Annotated in this window: 12 protein-coding genes and 1 pseudogene; 6 read left to right on the top strand and 7 right to left on the bottom strand. The window is 60.7% G+C overall.

All coding sequences use genetic code 11. From position 1 onward, the window contains the following. Positions 1–357: 357 nt before the first annotated feature. The 7 genes and pseudogenes from NTD87_RS28160 to gap all read right to left on the bottom strand — a co-directional run. Positions 358–1,317: pseudogene (locus NTD87_RS28160) on the bottom strand (chemotaxis protein); the annotation flags it as partial. A gap of 603 nt (positions 1,318–1,920) precedes the next feature. Further along, positions 1,921–2,316: a YbaN family protein gene (locus NTD87_RS23475; protein WP_262116585.1), complete on the bottom strand. Its 396-nt coding sequence runs from the start codon at positions 2,314–2,316 to the stop codon at positions 1,921–1,923. 160 nt (positions 2,317–2,476) lie between these two features. Then, complete coding sequence (locus NTD87_RS23470; protein WP_262116584.1) at positions 2,477–3,085, bottom strand: biliverdin-producing heme oxygenase; 609 nt, start codon at positions 3,083–3,085, stop codon at positions 2,477–2,479. Positions 3,086–3,197: 112 nt separating this feature from the next. Continuing rightward, the gene (locus NTD87_RS23465; protein ID WP_262116583.1) at positions 3,198–5,786 is read right to left on the bottom strand and encodes a TonB-dependent receptor; all 2,589 of its coding nucleotides are present in this window, start codon (positions 5,784–5,786) and stop codon (positions 3,198–3,200) included. Positions 5,787–5,921: 135 nt separating this feature from the next. Beyond that, a complete protein-coding gene (locus NTD87_RS23460; RefSeq protein ID WP_262116582.1) occupies positions 5,922–6,893 on the bottom strand; it encodes a FecR family protein in 972 nt (323 codons plus the stop codon). Between the two features lie 70 nt (positions 6,894–6,963). Then, on the bottom strand, positions 6,964–7,473 hold the full coding sequence (locus NTD87_RS23455) for an RNA polymerase sigma factor (protein ID WP_262116581.1): 510 nt from the start codon (positions 7,471–7,473) through the stop codon (positions 6,964–6,966). A gap of 150 nt (positions 7,474–7,623) precedes the next feature. Beyond that, positions 7,624–8,625, bottom strand: a complete 1,002-nt coding sequence (gene gap, locus NTD87_RS23450) for a type I glyceraldehyde-3-phosphate dehydrogenase (protein ID WP_262116580.1) — start codon at positions 8,623–8,625, stop codon at positions 7,624–7,626. A 223-nt stretch (positions 8,626–8,848) separates the two neighbouring features. Here gap and edd point away from each other — a divergent pair, with 223 nt between their 5' ends. The 6 genes from edd to NTD87_RS23420 all read left to right on the top strand — a co-directional run bounded on the left by edd (position 8,849) and on the right by NTD87_RS23420 (position 16,882). After that, the gene (edd, locus tag NTD87_RS23445; protein ID WP_262116579.1) at positions 8,849–10,675 is read left to right on the top strand and encodes a phosphogluconate dehydratase; all 1,827 of its coding nucleotides are present in this window, start codon (positions 8,849–8,851) and stop codon (positions 10,673–10,675) included. Further along, entirely contained in the window at positions 10,672–11,622 is a 951-nt protein-coding gene (locus NTD87_RS23440) for a glucokinase (protein WP_262116578.1), read from the top strand. The genes edd and NTD87_RS23440 overlap by 4 nt, the downstream gene beginning before the upstream one ends. A 166-nt stretch (positions 11,623–11,788) precedes the next feature. Next, on the top strand, positions 11,789–12,520 hold the full coding sequence (locus NTD87_RS23435) for a response regulator (protein WP_262116577.1): 732 nt from the start codon (positions 11,789–11,791) through the stop codon (positions 12,518–12,520). Positions 12,521–12,551: 31 nt separating this feature from the next. Beyond that, the gene (locus NTD87_RS23430; protein ID WP_410017513.1) at positions 12,552–13,979 is read left to right on the top strand and encodes an ATP-binding protein; all 1,428 of its coding nucleotides are present in this window, start codon (positions 12,552–12,554) and stop codon (positions 13,977–13,979) included. 229 nt (positions 13,980–14,208) lie between these two features. Beyond that, complete coding sequence (locus NTD87_RS23425) at positions 14,209–15,468, top strand: AGE family epimerase/isomerase (protein ID WP_262116575.1); 1,260 nt, start codon at positions 14,209–14,211, stop codon at positions 15,466–15,468. Between the two features lie 106 nt (positions 15,469–15,574). Further along, positions 15,575–16,882, top strand: coding sequence for an ABC transporter substrate-binding protein (locus NTD87_RS23420; RefSeq protein WP_262116574.1), 1,308 nt, complete (start codon positions 15,575–15,577; stop codon positions 16,880–16,882). Positions 16,883–16,970: the final 88 nt, after the last annotated feature.

The following is a 16,970-nucleotide window of genomic DNA, read 5'->3' as shown; positions in this document are numbered from 1 at the left end:
GGTCACGGCTTTACTGACTTCTTCGGCCAGCAGATTGATGTCGCGGGTGCTGCGCTCGATGATCAACATCCCGTCGCGGGCCGATTGGTCGGCGCCTTTAGCGGCGTTGGCGGCATTCGACGCACTGTTGGCGACGTCGTGGGCGGTAGCGCTCATTTCGTTGGAGGCGGTAGCGACCTGGTCGATTTCGCGGAACTGTACCTGCATGCCTTCGCTGGTCTGGCGAGCAATTTCCGAAGACTGGTCGGCGGTGCCACGGGCGTCGGTGATGCTCTGTTTGATCTGGGCGATAGTCGGTTGCAACTTGTCGAGGAAACGGTTGAACCAGCTGACCAGTTCGCCCAGTTCATCTTGCTTGCTGTAGTCCAGGCGCTGGGTCAGGTCGCCGTCGCCGCTGGCAATCGCCTTGAGCATTTCGGCGACGCTGTTGATAGGGCGAGTCACGCCGGAGGCGGTGAGCCAGATCAGCAACAGCCCCAGCACGCCGGCACCAATCGCCACCAACAGGGTTTTGAGGGTGCCGCTGGTTTGCGCGTCATCCAGTACTGCTCGCAGTTTCACCGAGTCGGCCAGCAGCACTTGCTGCGGCAGGTCGATCACCACGCCCCAGGCTTTGGAATCGGCAATCGGGCTGACCGGGTAAACGGCGCGGATCAGGTCGCCTTGCTTGAGGATCTTCGGGGTGTTGGCGCTGAGCAGTTGCAGGATGTCCTTGCCATCGACACCGAGGGTGTCGCCGATGCTTTTACCGACCTTGCTGGCATCGGTGCTGTAACCGGCGAGTACGCCGCTGCCGGAAACAATCAGCATGTGCCCGGCGCCATTGAACACTTCACGCTGCGAGTCGATCGCGGCGGCTTGCAGGGCGTCGAGGGCGATGTCGATACCGACCACGCCGATGGCTTTGCCGTCCACCAGCAGTGGCACGGAAATGGTGGTCATCAGCATTTCCTTGCCCGCGACGGTATCGGCGTACGGGTCCAGCAGGCAGGTGCGCTTGCTGTCGCGAGGGCAGGTGTACCAGCTGTTGTACGGCGTGCCGCTCAGGCTCAGGGTGGTTTTGGTCATGTCGTCTTCGACCATGACCGTGTTGATCCCCGGACCTGCGGCGCGGCTCCAGTAACTGGCGAAACGCCCGGTTTCGTTGGACACCCGGACGGCGTCGTTGGCGAACTCGCTGTCCTTGCCATCGAGGGCGTTGGGTTCATACGCGAGCCAGATGCCGAGCACCTTGGTGTTGCGTTCGAAGGCGGTTTTCAGGCTCTGGTTCAGCTCTTCACGCAGGGCCCCGGCTTCCAGCGAGCGCTTGCCGGCCATTTTTCGCAGATCGCCGATCTGGTCGGCGAGGGCGGTCACCACCAGCAGGCTTTCGCCGAAGGTCTTCTGTACCCGAACGGCTTGCTCGGCGGCCTTGGCCTGGAGCAGGTTTTCGACGCTGGCGGTGAGCATCTTCGTGCTGGAATTGCTGACGAGTGCATCGTTCTGATGGGTCTGGTAGATGTTCATACCGACGATCAGCCCGACCACGCCAAGCAGGCACAGTCCGGACAACAGTACGATTTTCAGGCGGATGGAAAGAGAGTCGAACATGGGGCGATCTCGCAAATGGATGTCTTGTTGGCAGAGGATCGGTGTCGACCCATTCGCCAAATCCATTCAGCGCCATTCAGTGGGCATCGGCGTGGGGAGGGTTTTGCATGAGGGAAAGCCGACGGGCGGTCACTGTGGCGAGGGGGCAAGCCCTAATGCCAGTCAGTTAAGGATGGACGCTTCCCTGTGGCGAGGGAGCTTGCTCCCGCTGGGGCGCGAAGCGGCCCTAAAAATGGGACTGCTACGCAGTCCAGCGGGAGCAAGCTCCCTCGCCACAGGTTCAGTATTCGGCTTAACTGATCGGCATTGGGGCCACAGGGGATCTGGTGTTCAGGAGACCTGTGGCAAGGACTCGGGCCGCGACCAGATCCACAAATTGCCCAGGCTCATGCCGGCGATGGCCAGGTAGATCGGCCAGCCGTGGTCGAGCATGACCAGCATCAAGCCGGCGCACAGCAGCATGCTGACGGTGGCGCTGACCTTGGCCCGGCGGGCGATGATCTTGCCGTTGCGCCAGTTGCTCAGGATCGGCCCGAACAGGCGATGGTTTTCCAGCCAGGCACTCAGGCGCGGCGAGCTTTTGGTGGCGGCCCAGGCGGCCAGCAGGATGAACTCGGTGGTCGGCAGGCCAGGTACGACGATGGCGATCAGGCCCAGCGCCAGGCTGGCGTAGGCGAGCAGGCCGAAGAGGAGGCGGGCGAATTTGGAGGAGGCAGGGGCGGGCATGGGTTGGGAAATGACTGGGCGGCTTGATGGAGTGTTGCTGACATACTCAGTCCCGTGTGGGAGCGAGCCTGCTCGCGATGACGGTAGTGCATTCAACATCAGTGTTGACTGACCCATCGCTATCGCGAGCAAGCTCGCTCCCACAGGGGATTGCGTTCCGTCAGGCGAGTTCGGGGGCAGTGGCGTAAGCCTGTTCCAGCAGTACGGTGAAGCGGTTGAACGCATCAATCGCACCTTTCTCGACAGCCGCTTCTTCTTCGGCACTGAACTCGAGGCTGTCGAGGGTTTTGACGAAGCGCTTCCAGCCTTCGGCGCGACCACCGGCAGGTTCTCCCAAGTGACGAGCACCAAAGGTTTCGCTGAGGCCCAGGCCAACGGCACGCTTGATCAGGAACGCAGCGCCGAGTTTCGACCCTTCGGAGACGAAGATCCAGCCAAGGGCTTGCGCCTTGCTCGGGTTGTTCACGGCACCTGGCACCGGGGCCGGGACGTCGGTTTCCAGGTCGGCCAGGTCAGCCTTGGCTGCCTCGGCACGGCAGCGTTCCGGCAGGTCCGGGACGATGGCGATCAGTTCGGCATCGTTGTACAGCGATACCAGCTCCGACTGAAACAGGTACTGGGCAACCACGAAGCGGGCGAAGTTGGCTTGGGTTTCGAACGGTGCGTGAGCTTTCACCAGCGCGTCGAGCCTGGTGTGCGGCTCGTTCGTGATCTGGTTCAGGCGTTGCGAGCGCAGGCTCGGGCGTTCGGAAGTTTGGGCAGCGGTCATGAAAAAGTCCTTGAGAATGAAAGGCGCGTTGTAACTAGACGAACCAGAAGACGCGGCACAGTAAAAAGGCCTCACTGCGCCTGAAGACAACAGCGCGGTGAGGTCTCATGAATCAGATGTCCCAGATCAGGTTGATCGCAAAGTTGCGGCCAGGCTCGGTCAGGCGGTCGAGGTTGGCCGGGCTGAGCACGGCGGCTTCACCAACGCTGTCGTAACCGCGCACGTTGTCCCACTGCCAGTATTTCTTGTCGGCCAGGTTGTACACGCCGGCGCTGACGGTGACGTCGTCGGTCACCTTGTAGAAACCGCTCAGGTCGACAACGCCATATCCCGGCGTCTTGAACTGGCTGCTGACGCCATCTGGCGACTTGAAGCTGGTGCTGTCGACGAGGTTTTTCTTCTGCACCAGGGTCCAGCTGAGCAAGGCCCCGTAGTTGTCCTGGTCGTAACCCAGGCCGAACACGCCGGTCAGCGGGTTGACCGCATTGAGCGGCTCGCCGGTGTCGTTGTTGCGACCGTGGGCATAGGCCACCGAACCCTGGGTGTAGAGACCTTGCGGTGCGCCGAAGGTGTCGAGGTTCAGGCGACCTTTGAGTTCGACGCCCTTGATGGTCGCGTGCTTGATGTTGTTGCTCTGGAACGTCAGCTCGTTGTAACCCGGGGTGACCGCATCTTCGTTGATGAAGTCGCGGTACTTGTTATAGAACACCGCCACATCGAAGTGTCCGGACTCGAAGTTGCCGCGCAGACCCGTCTCGTAGCTCTGGCTTTTTTCCGGTTCCAGGTTCGGGTTGGGTGCCACGTTGTAGCCGGTGGTGGTGTTCTGGAAGCGGCCGTACAACGCCTTGGCGGTCGGGGTGCGGAAACCTTCGGCGTATTGACCGTACCAGGTGTAGTTGTCGGTCAGGGCATAGGTCAGGCCGAACTTGGGCGACACACGATGCCAGGTCTTGTTCTCGTCGCTGACCGTGCCTTTGCCGTCGGCGGCCACGGTGTTGAGGAATTCCTGAGTGATGTGCGGCTTGAGCTGGGTGTAGTCGTAGCGCAGTCCCGGCAGGAAGGTCCATTTGTTCCAGCTGATCTGATCCTGGGCGAACAGGCTGTAGGTGTTGATGGTCGGGTCAGGGAAGTCGCTGGATTTCTTCAACACGTCAGCAGGACTGATCGCGCCGATTGCTGTGCAACCACGGCCAACCGCCAGGCAGGTGCCGCTGCCGCTGCGCGAACCGGTGACTTTTTCTTGCTTGATGGTGGTGCCGTACGTCAGCAAATGGTCGGTTGCACCGATGTTGAAGGCCTTGTCCAGCTGGGCATCGAATACCCACTGTTGTTCTTCGTAGAGGGTTTCGCGACTGCGCATCACGTTGCGGCTGAACGGGAAGTAGTTTTCCAGGGTGCTCTGATCGGTCTTGGCGATCTGGTAGTTCAGGCTCCATTTGAGGTGATCGACCAGCAGGCTATCGAGGGCGAAAGTGTTTTCCAGGCCGAAGCGTTCGCGGGTGACGGTGTCGTTGCCAGTGCGCGAGCGGTACATGCCCATTGGCTGGCCATTGTTGAACGGGCCACCGACGGCGCTTTGCTGGTCGGTGTCGCGGTTGTCCTTGTACTTCTCGTAGGTCAGGCCCAAGCGCGCGTCATCGGCGTAGTTCCAGCCCAGTTTGGCCAGCACGTTGGTGGTGCGGACGTCTTCCGGGTTGGCGGCGGTGCGGTTGAGACCCGTGCCGTTGTTGCTGCCGTAGGATTCGGTTTCATGACCGTCACGCTGGCTGAAGTGCAGCAGGCCGTCGAACTGCTCGGCACGCCCGGCGACGGTGGCGGATTTCAACCAGCTATCGTCGGCGGAGTTGTAGCCGGTTTTCAGGCGGGCGCCGACGTCTTTGCCGGGCTTGATGATGTCGTCCGGGTCGAGGGTGAAGTAGCTGACCGCACCACCGATGGCGTTGCTGCCGTACAACACCGAAGCCGGGCCGCGGAGGATTTCCACGCGCTTGATGATTTCCGGGTCGACGTAATTGCGCTGGGTCTTGGCATACGGACCGTTGAAGAAACCGTTGGGAACCTCGACACCGTCGACCTGAGTCAGGATCCGGTCACCGTCGATACCGCGAATGTTGTAGCCGCTGATGCCGCCACGGGTGCCGGTGCCACCGACCGAAACACCCGGTTCATAGCGCACCAGTTCCTTGATGGTGTTGACGTTGTTGCGGTCCAGTTCATCGCGTGTGTGCACGGTCACAGTGCTCGGCACGCTGTCGACGCTCTGTTCCTGACGGGTGGCGCTGATGGTCATCTGCTGCAGGGCGAGGGTGCCGCCGACACTGCGTTTTTCCAGCACGATGTTGTTATTGCCCAGTTTGCGATAGCTCAGGTTGGTCCCCACCAACAGGCGATCCAGGGCTTTTTCCGGTGTCAGCGCGCCGTGCACGCCCGGCGAGGCGACGCCTTCAGCGAGCTCTGCCGGCAGGCCGACTTGCCAACCCGTGACGGCGGTGAAGGCGTTGAGTGCCGACACCAGCGGTTGCTGGGCGATGGCGAACGTGTAATCGCCCATGTTGCGGCTGGGCTGTTGGCTGGTGGTGGCGGCCATCACGGGCGCGGCTTGGGTACCAGCCAACAGGATGGCGGCAGTCAGCAAGGACAGCGTGCAGTGCTGCACGCGAGCGGAAGGTGAAGAGGACCGGCGGGTAAGGCGAGAGGACATCGATAGCGCTCCGTGTCGCACGAATCTTATAGGTGCAGATACGCATCGAAGATGCGAATCAATTGCATTGGCTATAACGAGACGAACGATGGATGGCTATCGAGTAAAAATAATTCTCATTTAGGCTCTGAAAACTTAATTCAGGATCACCAGCGCCGGGAATTCCCGGAGCCTGGCCGAGGTGACGTGCGCCAGCGAGCGGACGACGTCCAACGGTTGGTCGAGGCGGTAATTGCCGGTCACTGCAACGTTGGCCAATTGCTCGTTGTTGTTGATGATCCAGCCAGGGTAATAGCGGCGCAGTTCGGCAAGCACCTGGCTCAATGGGCAGTTTTCGAACACCAGCCGGCCCTGGACCCAGGCCAGATCGGTCGTCGGGTCGAGTTTGGTCGGTTGATCGAAGCCATTGGGGCCGATGCGGATGCTCTCACCCGCACTCAGGCGCACGCGGGCGTCGTTGCGGTTGGAGCGCAAATCGACATCGCCGCGCTGCACGCGAACCTGGGCTATGCCGTCCAGATAACGCACGGCGAAGGTGGTGTCGCGCACGCTGGCCGTGACCGGGCCCGCATCGATTTCCAGTGGCAGGCCGCGATTGGCCGCGACTTCGAAATAGGCCTCGCCCTGATACAGTCGGGCCACGCGTTGCTGATCGTTGATGGTGCTGGAAAACGCCGAATTAGTGTTCAGCAGGACCTTTGAACCGTCCTTCAGTTGCACGCGCTGACGCTCGCCGACCACGGTCAGGTGATCGGCCTGAATCCGCATCGGCAGGTTGCTGAAACTGAACAACCCGAGGATCAGCACGGCTGCCGTGGCCAGCGGTTTCCAGTGCGGGCGCAGGCGACCAAGTACTGAGACCTTGCGTTTGGCGGCGTTCAAATTCTGGGCGCATTGTGCGACCTGCGGACCGTCCCAGATTGCCTGGGCCTTGGCAAATGCCTCGGCGTTGCGTGGGTCGGCGGCGAGCCAGGCGTGGAATTCGCGGGTTTGTTGCTCGCTCGGACTGTCCAGCACAATCAGCCAGTCCAGTGCCTGGTCCATGGCGCTGCTGCTGGCTGAGTCCCGCGCCGGGGTTGGCGGGTGGGAGTGTGGGCTGTCCGTCACGGGTGTTCCTCGGCTGTGGCTGCAGGAGAGCAGTTTCAAGCTTCAAGCGGCAAGCTTCAAGCCACTGCGTCTAGAAGCGATCAACGACACCGATGCAGATCGCCATAATCAGCTTCAGATCTTTTTGCACGGTGCTCAAGGACACGCCGAGCTGCTCGGCGATTTCCAGATAGCTGTGCCCATGCAGGCGGCTGAGGATGAAAATCTGTTGTTGGCGCGGGGTGAGTTGGCTGAGGCTGATGTTCAAGCGTTCGAGCATCTGTTCGGCATGGGCGGCGTCCTCGGCACTGCTGAGCGGCGCCGCGACACTTTGCACGACGTCCAGCGGAACGTCTTCGAGCATCGTGCGGGACTGAATGCGCCGTGCGCGCAAGTGGTCCAGCGCCAGGTTGCGGGCGGTTTGAAACACGAAAGGTTCGAGGTGATCGATGGCCCGTTCACTCAACGCGCGAGCTACCCGCAGGTAGGTTTCCTGCAAGAGGTCCTCGGCGGTGCTGTGGTTGTTGACCATCCGCTCCAGGGTCCGCAGCAGCGAGACGCGCTGAGCGAGGAAGACATGGTTGAAGCGCGATTGACTCACAGTAGGACCTGATCCATTTCAAGCGAATGATAATGCTTATCATCCGCCTGAAAGGTCAAGCGCTACGTATGAGAATTATTTTCGACCTGGCAGGTACGCCGGGTAACCGGGAATCCGGTACTCGTGTGGCTGCTCCACGGGCAATCGGCCTTATTCGGCGTTGCACAGGGCGAGGCAGTTATCGAGCATGCGGTTGGAGAAACCCCATTCGTTGTCGTACCAGGCCAGCACTTTGAGCAGCTTGCCGCTGGATTTGGTGTGGTTGGCATCGAAAATCGACGACAGCGGGTTGTGATTGAAGTCGCTGGAGACCAGCGGCAGGGTGTTGTAGCCGAGGATCTTCGAGTGCTGGCTGGCTTCTTTGAGCAGTGCGTTGACCTCGTCAGCGCTGGCTTCGCGCTTGAGTTGCACGGTCAGGTCCACCAGCGACACGTTGATCACCGGCACGCGCACGGACATGCCGGTCAGTTTTCCGGCCAGCTCCGGCAGTACCAGGCCTACCGCTTCGGCGGCACCGGTCTTGCTCGGGATCATGTTATGGGTGGCCGAGCGCGCACGGTACGGGTCGACGTGGTAGACATCGGTCAGGTGCTGGTCGTTGGTGTAGGCGTGGATGGTGGTCATCAGACCGCTCTCGATGCCCAGCTCGCGGTGCAACACCTGAGCCACCGGGGCCAGACAGTTGGTGGTGCACGAAGCGTTGGAAATGATCTGGTGCGATTGGCGCAGGATGTCATGGTTGACCCCGTACACCACGGTGGCATCGGCGCCTTTGGCCGGTGCCGAGATAATCACTTTGCGCGCGCCGGCGCTAATATGGGCGGCGGCTTTGGCGCGGTCGGTGAACAGACCGGTGCATTCGAACACCACGTCAACCTTCTCGGCAGCCCATGGCAAATCGGCCGGGTTGCGAATGGCGCTGACCGAAATCCGGTCGCCGTTGACGGTCAGGCTTTCCTGATCGTGCTGCACATCGGCATCGAAGGTGCCGTGTACGGTGTCGTATTTGAGCAGGTGGGCGTTCATCGAACTGTCGCCCAAATCGTTGATGGCGACGATCTGCAAATCCTGACGATAGCCTTGGGTATACAGTGCGCGAAGGACATTACGGCCAATACGGCCAAAACCATTGATTGCAATTCGTAGAGTCATATAAAAGGCGCCTTCGTCATTTTGTTGTTGGAATTACAAGATTATTCGCAAAAAAATAGAAAACAAGCCTTTTTAGTGGCAATATTTTGTTTTATCTACAACGAGTGACCTGAATCAACTGGTCCGAGTGGTCAAGAAAACGGTCAGCGCTGCACGCGTTGACGCCTCTTGATCAGCATAGACACGAACAGGTCGCCACATCCGTTAGCCTGGAGTTCTACACATGCATCCCCGCGTACTTGAGGTCACCGAACGGCTTGTCACCCGTAGCCGCGCTACCCGTGAGGCCTACCTTGCATTGATTCGCGGCGCCGCCAGCGATGGCCCGATGCGCGGCAAGCTGCAATGCGCCAACTTCGCCCACGGCGTGGCCGGGTGTGGCACCGAAGACAAGCAAAGCTTGCGGATGATGAACGCCGCCAACGTGGCGATTGTTTCGTCATATAACGACATGCTCTCGGCGCATCAGCCGTACGAGCATTACCCGGAACAAATCAAACACGCACTGCGCGAGATCGGTTCGGTCGGCCAGTTCGCCGGTGGTGTGCCGGCCATGTGTGATGGTGTGACTCAGGGCGAGCCGGGCATGGAGCTGGGGATTGCCAGCCGTGAAGTGATCGCGATGTCGACCGCTGTCGCGCTGTCCCACAACATGTTCGATGCGGCAATGATGCTCGGCATCTGCGACAAGATCGTGCCGGGCCTGATGATGGGTGCGTTGCGCTTTGGTCATCTGCCGACGATCTTCGTTCCAGGCGGGCCGATGGTGTCGGGGATTTCCAACAAGGAAAAAGCCGATGTGCGTCAGCGTTACGCTGAAGGCAAGGCCAGCCGTGAAGAGCTGCTGGAGTCGGAAATGAAGTCCTACCACAGCCCCGGCACCTGCACCTTCTACGGCACCGCCAACACTAACCAGTTGCTGATGGAAGTCATGGGCCTGCACTTGCCGGGCGCATCCTTCGTCAACCCGAATACGCCATTGCGCGATGCCCTGACCCGCGAAGCCGCGCACCAGATCACCCGCCTGACCAAGCAAAGCGGCAACTTCATGCCCATCGGCGAAATCGTCGACGAGCGTTCGCTGGTCAACTCGATCGTGGCGCTGCACGCCACGGGCGGCTCGACCAACCACACCCTGCACATGCCGGCCATCGCCATGGCGGCCGGTATTCAACTGACCTGGCAAGACATGGCCGACCTCTCCGAGGTGGTGCCGACCTTGTCCCACGTCTACCCGAACGGCAAGGCTGACATCAACCACTTCCAGGCCGCGGGCGGCATGTCGTTCCTGATCCGCGAACTGCTGGAAGCCGGGCTGCTCCACGAAGACGTCAACACCGTGGCCGGCCATGGCCTGAGCCGCTACACCCAGGAGCCGTTCCTGGAAAACGGTGAGCTGGTATGGCGTGAAGGTCCGATTGAAAGCCTCGATGAAAACATCCTGCGCCCGGTCGCCCGTGCGTTCTCGCCAGAAGGCGGCTTGCGGGTGATGGAAGGCAACCTCGGTCGTGGGGTGATGAAAGTCTCGGCCGTGGCGCCTGAACATCAAGTGGTCGAAGCGCCAGCGATGGTCTTCCAGGATCAGCAAGACCTGGCCGATGCGTTCAAGGCCGGCCTGCTGGAGAAGGATTTTGTCGCGGTGATGCGCTTCCAGGGGCCGCGCTCCAACGGCATGCCGGAACTGCACAAGATGACGCCGTTCCTCGGTGTGCTGCAGGACCGTGGCTTCAAGGTTGCGCTGGTGACTGACGGGCGGATGTCCGGTGCGTCGGGGAAAATCCCTGCGGCCATTCACGTCAGTCCGGAAGCCTACGTCGGCGGCGCTTTGGCACGCGTGCAAGAGGGCGATATCATCCGCGTCGATGGCGTCAAAGGCACCTTGCAACTGATGGTGGACGCCGATGAATTTGCCGCTCGCACACCGGCCAAAGGCCTGCTGGACAACGGCATTGGCTGTGGTCGCGAGTTGTTTGGCTTCATGCGCATGGCCTTCAGCTCGGCAGAGCAGGGCGCCAGCGCCTTTACCTCTGCCCTGGAGACCCTTAAGTGAAATTAGCGCTGGTCGGTGACATTGGAGGAACCAATGCGCGTTTTGCGTTGTGGAAAGACCAGCAACTGGAGTCGATCCAGGTGCTGGCGACAGCCGACTATGCCTGCCCGGAAGACGCCATCGGCGTCTACCTGAACGGCCTCGGTCTGGCGCCCGGTTCGATAGGTGCGGTGTGCCTGTCGGTGGCCGGCCCTGTCAGCGGCGACGAGTTTCGCTTTACCAACAACCACTGGCGGCTGAGTCGCAAGGCTTTTTGTCAGACCTTGCAGGTCGATCAGCTGTTGCTGGTCAACGATTTCTCGGCCATGGCACTGGGCATGACGCGCCTGCAACCGGGCGAGTATCGGGTGGTCTGCGAAGGCACGCCGGAGCCCCTGCGCCCAGCCGTGGTGATCGGCCCCGGCACCGGCCTCGGTGTCGGTACTTTGCTTGATCTTGGCGAAGGCCGTTGGGCCGCATTGCCGGGGGAGGGCGGGCATGTCGACCTGCCGCTGAGCAGTCCGCGCGAAACCCAGCTCTGGCAGCACATCTACAACGAGATCGGTCACGTCAGTGCTGAAACAGCGCTGAGCGGCAGCGGGTTGCCGCGGGTCTATCGGGCGATCTGTGCGGTGGACGGGCATACGCCGGTGCTCGATACCCCGGAAGCCATCACCGCTGCCGGCCTTGCAGGCGACCCGATTGCTCTGGAAGTGCTTGAGCAGTTCTGCTGCTGGTTGGGTCGGGTGGCCGGTAACAACGTGCTGACTACCGGCGGGCGTGGTGGTGTTTATATCGTCGGTGGAGTGATTCCACGGTTTGCCGATTTCTTTCTCAAAAGCGGTTTTGCCCGTTGCTTTGCCGACAAGGGCTGCATGAGCGAGTACTTCAATGGCATTCCCGTCTGGCTGGTGACCGCACCGTATTCCGGTTTGACCGGTGCGGGGGTAGCGCTCGAGCAGGCTTGATACCGCGTCGCCTTCATCGCGAGCAGGCTCGCTCCCACAAGGGTTGAATGTATTCAATTAACCCTGTGGGAGCGAGCCTGCTCGCGATGAGGTCCTGACAGGCAATATAGATCCATGAACGATCAGGCATAATCCGCCCCAACACTAACAACAAGGACGCCGCCCCGTGAGCTCAGTCAACAAGTCGATTTTGTTGGTCGATGACGATCAAGAGATACGCGAGTTGCTGGACACCTACCTCAGCCGCGCAGGGTTCCAGGTACGAACCACGCCCGACGGCGCCGGTTTTCGCCAGGCACTGAACGAGGCGCCGAGTGATCTGGTGATCCTTGATGTGATGCTGCCGGACGAAGACGGCTTCAGCCTGTGTCGCTGGATTCGCCAGCACCCGCGTCAGGCCCAGGTGCCGATCATCATGCTCACTGCCAGTTCCGACGAAGCCGACCGGGTCATTGGCCTGGAGCTCGGTGCCGACGACTACCTGGGCAAACCCTTCAGCCCCCGTGAATTGCAGGCGCGAATCAAAGCCTTGCTGCGCCGTGCCCAGTTCGGTCAGGAGCGTTCCGGCGGTGAGGTGTTGGCTTTCGATGAATGGCGTCTGGACATGGTCAGTCACCGACTGTTTCACACCGACGGCGAAGAGGTGATTCTCTCTGGCGCCGATTTCGCCCTGCTGAAACTTTTCCTCGACCACCCGCAGCAGATCCTCGACCGCGACACCATCGGCAATGCCACTCGTGGCCGTGACCTGATGCCGCTGGATCGCATTGTCGACATGGCTGTCAGCCGTTTGCGTCAGCGTCTGCGCGATACCGAAAAACCTCCACGCCTGATCCGCACCGTACGCGGCAGCGGCTATCAACTGGCCGCCAATGTGGTCGCCAGCAATGGCCACTGAGTTCCTGACTCGGCTGATACGGCGAGTGCCGGTGCCGCGTTCGCTGCTCGGGCGGATGTTGCTGCTGACCCTGCTGGCGGTATTGTTCGCCCAGACGTTGTCGAGCGTGATCTGGGTCTCGCAATTGCGTGCCACGCAGCTGGAAGGACTGGTCACCGCCGCCCGCAGCCTGGCCCACTCGATGACCGCCAGTGTCAGTTACTTTCGTTCCTTGCCGGTAGCGTACCGGCCATTGGTTCTCGACCAGTTACGCAGCATGGGCGGCACCCGTTTCGTGGTGACCCTCAACGACAAGCCGTTGGAAATGCAGCTGTTGCCAGCGACCCCGCGCAAGCAGGCGGTACTGGCTGCGGTGGATGAGGTGTTGCGCCAATCGTTGGGTGCCGACACCGACATCTCGGTGCAATTCGTCAGCCCGGACGATCTGCGGATCTTCAATGGCGGCTTGAAGCTCGATGAGTTGCCGCGTTCCTGGGCGCATTATGCGTTGACCCTGGAACCGGTCAATCCGCCGGTACTGGTCACCCAAATCAAGCTGGCCCAAGGCGAATGGCTGTACATCGCCTCGCTGCTGCCCGAGCCGTACACCAGTCTTGAAGAACAGGGCCTGCCTTCGCAGCAAGTCTGGTTCATCGTGCTCACCAGTGGATTTCTGTTGCTGTTCATCGGCCTGTTGGTGCACTGGCAGAGCCGGCCGCTCAAACGTCTGGCGCGGGCCGCGCGGGACATGTCGCTGGGCGCAGAAGTGGAGCCGGTGGCCGAAGGTGGCGGCAGTGAGGTGGTTGAAGTGGGTCGCGCCTTCAATGCCATGCGCGAGCGCATCAGCCGCTACCTGACTGAACGCAGCCAGTTGTTCAGCGCAATTTCCCATGACTTGCGCACGCCCATCACACGCCTGCGACTGCGGGTTGAGTTGCTGGAAGATGAACAGCTACAAGCCAAGTTCGGCCGTGATCTGGATGAACTGGAGCTGCTGGTCAAAGGTGCGCTGCAATGCGTCAAGGACACCGACATCCACGAAAACATCGAACCGGTGGACCTCAACCATGTGCTCGATTGTCTGGTCGAGCCTTACCTGGCGCCCAATGGCAATGGCCGGGTGACCCAGCAGGGGCGGGCGCTGGCGCCCTATCCCGGTAAGCCGCTGGCGCTCAAGCGCTGCATCGGCAACCTGATCGACAACGCCCTCAAGTATGGGCAGAACGCCCATTTGCACATCGACGACGATGACGCTGCGTTCATCCTGCACGTCGACGACGAAGGCCCGGGAGTGCCTGAGCAGCGACTGGAGCAAGTGTTCGAACCGCATTTTCGTTTGGCCGGCCAGCAGCAGGGTTATGGGTTGGGGTTGGGTATTGCGCGCAACATCGCCCATAGCCATGGTGGGGAAGTCAGCCTGCAAAACCTGCGGGAGGGCGGGTTGCGGGTGACGTTGCAGTTGCCGCGCAGTGTTGATTAGAGAGACCGCGTTATCGTTCATCGCGAGCAGGCTCGCTCTCACACTGGATTGATGTACGACGCAAAACCACTGTGGGAGCGAGCCTGCTCGCGATGGCGTCAGCCCTTCAACACATTCCTCAAGGCAAATGTCACAAGTCAGTGACACACCCAGCCCCCTTCGTTACCTGCGCCTTCCTCTACGTTGTTTAGACTCCCTCGCAGTCATAACAACAAAAACAGGTTCCCTCATGAACACCTTCCAACCTGCCTTCAGCAGTTGGCTGAACGCACCTGCCCACCAGCAATGGCTGGCCGACGAGGGCCTGCGCCTGCTGGCATTCGCCAAGGCGTCGAAACTGCCCGAAGGCTTCGGCAATCTGGACGAACACGGCCAATTGCCGGCCGGCGCCCAGGCACACACCATGAACACTGCACGCATGACCCACAGCTTCGCCATGGCCCACATCCAAGGCCTGCCGGGGTTTGCCGAGCTGGTGGATCACGGCATCAGAACCCTCAGTGGTCCATTGCGTGACGCCGAATTCGGCGGCTGGTTCGCAGCGCCCGAACACCACGACGGCGATACCGGCAAGGCTGCCTACTTGCATGCTTTCGTGGCACTCGCAGCCAGTTCTGCGGTGGTTGCCCAAAGGCCCGGTGCGGACGCCTTGCTCAGCGACGCCATTGCGATCATCGAGCAGCATTTCTGGAGCGAAGAGGAGGGCGCCATGCGCGAATCCTTCAACCGTGACTGGAGCGAAGAGGAGCGCTATCGCGGCGCCAACAGCAACATGCACGCCACCGAAGCCTTTCTCGCGCTGGCCGATGTTACCCGGGACAGCCGTTGGTTGAGTCGCGCGTTGCGGATCGTCGAGCGAGTGATTCACCGGCACGCGGCGGACAACGACTACTTGGTGGTCGAGCATTTCGATCGCGACTGGCAACCCTTGCGCGACTACAACCAGGCCAATCCGGCCGACGGTTTCCGACCTTACGGCACCACGCCGGGCCATGGTTTCGAATGGTCACGACTGCTGTTGCACCTCGAAGCAGCGTGCGTGCAAGCCGGCCTATTGACCCCCGACTGGCTGCTGACCGACGCGCAAAAACTCTTCACCCACAACTGCCTTCACGGGTGGGAAGTCGATGGCGCGCCGGGCATTGTCTACACCCTCGATTGGGACAATCGCCCGGTCGTGCGCCAGCGTTTGCACTGGGTTCACTGTGAAGCCAGTGCCGCCGCGAGTGCCTTGCTCAAGCGTACCGGCGAGGCGCAGTACGAAACCTGGTATCGGCGTTTTTGGGAGTTCAGTGACAGTTATCTGATCGACCGAATCCACGGCAGCTGGCACCACGAACTCGACCCGCAAAATTGCCCGAGCGCGCAGATCTGGGGCGGCAAGCCAGACCTTTATCACGCCTGGCAAGCGGTGTTGATTCCACGCCTGCCACTGGCGCCGAGCATGGCCTCAGCGCTCTATCTCGGTACTTATGTAACCATGCGGTGACATTTTGCCGTCGCTTCGTTACCTGCGATGCGCACGACCCTGTTTAAACTCGTTTGCAGCGCAAGCACCAGACTTGCATGCATAACAACAAGAAAGGTACTTCTAGATGAATGCGATTTCTCGCCTCGCCACTGTCATTTCTCTCGCCTCGCTGTTTCCCCTGACTGCATTTCCGCTCAGCGCGCTTGCCGCCGATTCCAAAGGCTCCGTGGAAGTCGTGCACTGGTGGACTTCGGGTGGTGAAAAAGCAGCGGTCGATGTCCTCAAGGCTCAAGTCGAAAAAGACGGCTTCACCTGGAAGGACGGTGCGGTTGCCGGCGGCGGTGGCGCTACGGCCATGACCGTGCTCAAGAGCCGCGCCGTGGCAGGTAACCCACCGGGTGTCGCGCAAATCAAAGGCCCGGATATCCAGGAGTGGGGCAGCACTGGCCTGCTCAGCACAGACGCCCTGAAAGGCGTTTCCAAAGCTGAAAACTGGGATGGCCTGCTGTCGAAGAAAGTCTCCGACACCGTCAAATACGAAGGCGATTACGTCGCTGTGCCGGTGAACATCCACCGGGTCAACTGGCTGTGGATCAACCCGGCAGTCTTCAAGAAAGCCGGCATCGAAAAAGCCCCGACCACCCTCGAAGAATTCTATGCCGCTGGCGACAAACTGAAAGCTGCCGGCTTCATCGCCCTGGCCCACGGTGGTCAGCCGTGGCAGGACAGCACCGTGTTTGAAGACGTGGTGCTCTCGGTCATGGGCGCTGAGGGCTACAAGAAAGCCCTGGTCGATCTGGACCAGAAAACCCTCTCGGGTCCTGAGATGGTCAAGTCCTTCACCGAATTGAAAAAACTCACCGGTTACATGGACCCCAACCGCGCGGGCCGTGACTGGAACATCGCTGCCGCTGACGTCATCAATGGCAAGGCGGGCATGCAGATGATGGGTGACTGGGCCAAAAGCGAGTGGACCGCAGCCAAGAAAGTCGCGGGCAAGGACTATCAGTGCGTGCCGTTCCCGGGCACTGAAAAAGCCTTCACCTACAACATCGACTCCCTGGCGGTGTTCAAGCTAAAGGCTGATCGCACCGGCGATATCGCCGCTCAGCAAGACCTGGCCAAGGTCGCGTTGGGTAAAGACTTCCAGAAGGTCTTCAGCATCAACAAAGGTTCGATCCCGGTTCGCACCGACATGCTCAATGACATGAGTACCCTGGGCTTCGACTCCTGCGCCCAGGCGTCGGCCAAAGACTTCCTGGCTGACGAGAAGACCGGCGGCCTGCAGCCGAGCATGGCGCACAACATGGCCACGTCCCTGGCGGTACAGGGCGCGATCTTCGATGTAGTGACCAACTTCATGAACGACAAGAGCGCAGACCCGGCCAAGGCCAGCGCCCAACTGGCATCGGCCATCAAAGCCGCCCAGTAATCCCTGACGCCGCGTGACCCTGTGGGAGCGAGCTTGCTCGCGATAGCGGTGTAACAATCAACAAACAATTAGTCACCTTATTCCCGTT

The organism is Pseudomonas sp. 6D_7.1_Bac1, assembly GCF_025465945.1.
In the GTDB taxonomy this organism is placed as follows: Bacteria; Pseudomonadota; Gammaproteobacteria; order Pseudomonadales; family Pseudomonadaceae; genus Aquipseudomonas.
This window is presented reverse-complemented; position numbering and strand designations above follow the sequence as displayed.

What these genes read in the sequence shown, in the direction of transcription:
- NTD87_RS23465 (WP_262116583.1), bottom strand. Translation starts at nt 5,786, where the DNA reads ATGTCCTCTCGCCTTACCCGCCGGTCCTCTTCACCTTCCGCTCGCGTG.
- NTD87_RS23425 (WP_262116575.1), top strand. Translation starts at nt 14,209, where the DNA reads ATGAACACCTTCCAACCTGCCTTCAGCAGTTGGCTGAACGCACCTGCC.
- edd (WP_262116579.1), top strand. Translation starts at nt 8,849, where the DNA reads ATGCATCCCCGCGTACTTGAGGTCACCGAACGGCTTGTCACCCGTAGC.
- NTD87_RS23470 (WP_262116584.1), bottom strand. Translation starts at nt 3,085, where the DNA reads ATGACCGCTGCCCAAACTTCCGAACGCCCGAGCCTGCGCTCGCAACGC.
- NTD87_RS23420 (WP_262116574.1), top strand. Translation starts at nt 15,575, where the DNA reads ATGAATGCGATTTCTCGCCTCGCCACTGTCATTTCTCTCGCCTCGCTG.
- gap (WP_262116580.1), bottom strand. Translation starts at nt 8,625, where the DNA reads ATGACTCTACGAATTGCAATCAATGGTTTTGGCCGTATTGGCCGTAAT.
- NTD87_RS23475 (WP_262116585.1), bottom strand. Translation starts at nt 2,316, where the DNA reads ATGCCCGCCCCTGCCTCCTCCAAATTCGCCCGCCTCCTCTTCGGCCTG.